Raw genomic sequence first — 2,974 nt, forward strand, 5'->3', positions numbered from 1 at the left:
ATTTTCGCAGTTCAGGATCACTTTTTCTTTGTTAATGACGCTTAATTACTGGCCTCTCGATGAAATACCTGGGCTAGTGCTCCGGCAAGCTTGTGCCCGGCTCGGGAAACGTATTCTTCGCCGATACTGGCCAGCACTTCGAGCCTGGCCGTGGTCGGAATTTTTTTGGCGGCCTTGGTGACGCACACTCCATCGAGCAACACCCGGTGAGCCTCGATGAGCTTGGCGGCCTCGGTGCGCGAACGGGCCAGAGATCGAGAAACAAGTTCCTGATCGAGTCGGTTCATCCGTGGTGCTCCGTGGAATTGAGTTCGGCTTGGAGGGAATCGAGCAGCTGCTCATATACTGCGGCGTGCGAGATCACATCCTGCTGCCCTAGCGAGGATAACGTTGCGTCTACCCGCTGGTCGTCCATGGGGGCTACCGGCTTGGGGCGAGGGGGTTCCATGTTCACGTCATTCACCTCTGTGCTCGTCGCAGGGTATCCAATCCGCGGGAGGTGAACTGGATTTCTGGGCTGACATGTTCTTGCTGACGCGAATGAGCCAGCCACCATGCGTGACACGCGGCCCGCCAGGCATTCAGGTCCGATTCGTTCCCGTTGACCTCAATGGAGTCACCTTCCACCTTAGCTACAGACTCGCCGACTTGAACCCCATATCCGAGGACCTTGATCGTCGGGTACGGCCGGTAGAGGTCCGCGAGACTTGAAATCAAGTAGTTTGGGCGTTCGGCAACCGGGGCCCCGAGCGCAGTGCGCGGGGAATCTACACCGGTCAGCACCAGCGCGGTTGAGAACCCCGCCCGATAGCCACCGAGAATATCGGTGTCAAGACGATCACCGACTACCAATGGGCGCCGAGAATCGAGTCGGTCCGCGGCGCGGGAGAAAAGATAGGATTCAGGCTTGCCGGCCACACGTGGGGTCACACCGGTGGCCAGTTTTACCGCGTGGACCAACGAACCGTTGCCCGGGGCGATGCCCTCGGCGCGTGGAATCGTGAGATCCGTGTTTGTGGCAACCCACTGGGCGCCGTTGTTGATGGCATAGCTTGCCTCGGCTAGATCATTCCATGCGACGTTAGGATCGAAGCCTTGGATCACCGCCACCGGCTCGTCTTTGTGCGATTCGACGACTTCCAGTCCCCGCACCGCGATGCATTCACGCAGATACGGGGACCCGACCACTAGGACCTTGCTGCCCGGATTCAATTCGCGTGCCAGCATTTCGGCGCCGGCATCGGCAGAACCGAAAACCTGCTCAGCACCGGTTTTCACACCAAGCTGACGCAGGTGGGCCGCGACCGACATCGGCGATCGCCCCGCATTATTGGTGATGAACGCCAGAGCGACGTTTACTTCGGCTAGTGCATTCAACGACTCGACGGCGTCGGGGATCCCATTGGGACCCGCATAGACGACGCCATCGAGGTCGGAAAGCACAGAATCAAATCCGGAGATCAGCATTCGGTACTAGTTCCTACTTCTGGGAGTCGGTTTCGGTCTCGATCTCAGCCTCGGCCTCTTCGGCTTGAACCTCGACCAGTGCGTCTTCTTCATCGATGCCGGTCTGCTCGGCAACTGAGTCGTCTTCGTCGATACCGTCTAGTTTGGCATCAACTTCGTCTTCCTCGGCTTCGTCCGAGTCGGCCTCTGCGACAGCATCGTGCTCATCAGCTACGACGACGATGTTTTCATCAACCACGTCCTTGGCCCGTGGACGCTCATCCTCTTCGTCCATCTCTGGAGCCAGATCCACGATGAAGGATTCGGTTTCTTCCTCGATGCCTAGGGCCCGCTCGGCAGTAGCGACCTGAGCAAACCAGCGCTTTGACTCTTCGCCACGTCCAGCTGCGGAAAGCAGATCAGCGTAGGCGGTGAACAAACGCGGGCTGAACGAATAGGCACGGTTGAAGTCTAGCTGCTCCAAGGACTCCAGTTCCGACAGGGCCTTATCAAGTTGTCCCAAGTCGCCGAAGCAGCCTGCCGCAACCATATGCATTTCGACCTTCACTGCGGTTTCCAGGTTCGCGCATTCCTCGGAGTGCGCCAGTTCGATAGCCTTTTCGGCACGGCCCAGGCCACGCAACGAGTCGGCAATCAACGGCAGGTTGTAGTCCGAACCGGAGATCCGGCGGTGAGTGCGCAGTTCACGCAACGAATCAGCATATTTGCCTGCGTGGTAGGCAGCGATACCAACTGCTTCTCGGACGACCGCAACACGGCCACCACGACGGGAAGCTGCCAGTGTGTGCTCGTAGGCCAGCTCTGGATCTTCTTCAAGTAGACGCCCGGCCATTACAAGGTGCTTAGCAACCCAGCTTGCCGAACGCTCTTCGAGATAGCGAAGCTGGGCGCGTGCGACGCGATCCAGCTCCTTACCGGTAACGTCCTCGTCGATTTCTGGCGACTGCTCACGGTCGGGACGGTTCGAGATGCGCAGGTCGCCCGGGTTGTGAGCGCGAGGTGCCTCTGCTCCCCGGTCGTCAAAACGGGTTCCGCGATCGGGGCGGTCGCCCTTGCTTCGGAAGTCACCGCGGTTGTCATCACGCTTGAAACCACCGCCGCGGTTGTCATCACGCTTGAAGCCACCGCCGCGGTTGTCATCACGCTTGAAGCCACCGCCGCGGTTGTCATCACGCTTGAAGCCACCGCCGCGGTTGTCATCACGCTTGAAGCCACCGCGGTTATCGTCACGGCTGCCACGGAATCCGCCTTCGCGGTTATCATCACGCTTGAAACCGCCACCACGGTTATCATCGCGGGCACCACGGAATCCGCCTTCGCGGTTATCATCACGCTTGAAACCACCGCGGTTATCATCACGGGCGCCACGGAATCCGCCTTCGCGGTTATCATCACGCTTGAAGCCACCACGATTGTCATCACGCTTGAAACCACCACGGTTATCATCGCGGGCACCACGGAATCCGCCTTCGCGGTTATCATCACGCTTGAAACCACCGCGGTTATC

General features: G+C 59.2%; 5 protein-coding genes. 1 reads left to right on the top strand and 4 read right to left on the bottom strand.

Going from position 1 to position 2,974, the window contains the following annotated elements:
• Positions 1 to 41: 41 nt before the first annotated feature.
• From CQ015_RS18525 to CQ015_RS18535, 4 genes are read right to left on the bottom strand one after another with little or no spacing between them, the layout of a single operon-like run.
• Positions 42 to 287, bottom strand: a complete 246-nt coding sequence (locus CQ015_RS18525) for a S4 domain-containing protein (protein WP_105650846.1) — start codon at positions 285 to 287, stop codon at positions 42 to 44.
• The gene (locus CQ015_RS19090; RefSeq protein WP_181150466.1) at positions 284 to 454 is read right to left on the bottom strand and encodes a hypothetical protein; all 171 of its coding nucleotides are present in this window, start codon (positions 452 to 454) and stop codon (positions 284 to 286) included. The genes CQ015_RS18525 and CQ015_RS19090 overlap by 4 nt, the downstream gene beginning before the upstream one ends.
• A gap of 5 nt (positions 455 to 459) precedes the next feature.
• Positions 460 to 1,467, bottom strand: a complete 1,008-nt coding sequence (locus CQ015_RS18530) for an HAD-IIA family hydrolase (protein WP_181150467.1) — start codon at positions 1,465 to 1,467, stop codon at positions 460 to 462.
• Between the two features lie 13 nt (positions 1,468 to 1,480).
• A complete protein-coding gene (locus CQ015_RS18535) occupies positions 1,481 to 2,299 on the bottom strand; it encodes a hypothetical protein (protein WP_105650847.1) in 819 nt (272 codons plus the stop codon).
• Positions 2,300 to 2,305: 6 nt separating this feature from the next.
• On the opposite strand from CQ015_RS18535, the gene CQ015_RS18540 reads away from it, so the two are divergent.
• The coding region (locus tag CQ015_RS18540) for a hypothetical protein (protein ID WP_146114097.1) at positions 2,306 to 2,974 on the top strand (669 nt) is incomplete at its 3' end.

Source organism: Arthrobacter sp. MYb221, from assembly GCF_002979835.1.
In the GTDB taxonomy this organism is placed as follows: Bacteria; Actinomycetota; Actinomycetes; order Actinomycetales; family Micrococcaceae; genus Glutamicibacter.

Coding starts and splice junctions, on each gene's coding strand:
- CQ015_RS18525 (WP_105650846.1), bottom strand. CDS start 287: ATGAACCGACTCGATCAGGAACTTGTTTCTCGATCTCTGGCCCGTTCG.
- CQ015_RS18530 (WP_181150467.1), bottom strand. CDS start 1,467: ATGCTGATCTCCGGATTTGATTCTGTGCTTTCCGACCTCGATGGCGTC.
- CQ015_RS18535 (WP_105650847.1), bottom strand. CDS start 2,299: ATGGCCGGGCGTCTACTTGAAGAAGATCCAGAGCTGGCCTACGAGCAC.